Raw genomic sequence first — 268 nt, 5'->3', positions numbered from 1 at the left:
GCCGAGGGTCAGGTCCTGGCGGGACACCAGGTCGTCCAGCGCGCGGGTGAACCGGTCGGCGCCGCGCGGCAGGATGGAGGAGCCGGGCGCGTCGGAGTTCTCCTCGACGAGCGCGGGACCGCCGGGGCGGACGCGCAGTGACGCCGTCGCCGTGTCCGCCGGGGACGACAGCAACTCCTTGGGGTACTTGGTCAGTTCACCCGATACGGACTTCGTCGGCACGTCCGAGGCGGTGAGCGTCATCCGGTCGCCGCGCGCCGTGACCTCG

1 pseudogene is annotated in these 268 nt (G+C 73.1%); it reads right to left on the bottom strand.

Features of this window, described 5'->3' with window-relative positions:
* Positions 1 to 268 (bottom strand): annotated as a pseudogene (locus AOK17_RS52780) (nickel transporter); the annotation flags it as partial.

The sequence above is a fragment of the Streptomyces phaeochromogenes genome, from assembly GCF_001418655.1.
Taxonomy (GTDB): domain Bacteria; phylum Actinomycetota; class Actinomycetes; order Streptomycetales; family Streptomycetaceae; genus Streptomyces; species Streptomyces phaeochromogenes.
This window is presented reverse-complemented; position numbering and strand designations above follow the sequence as displayed.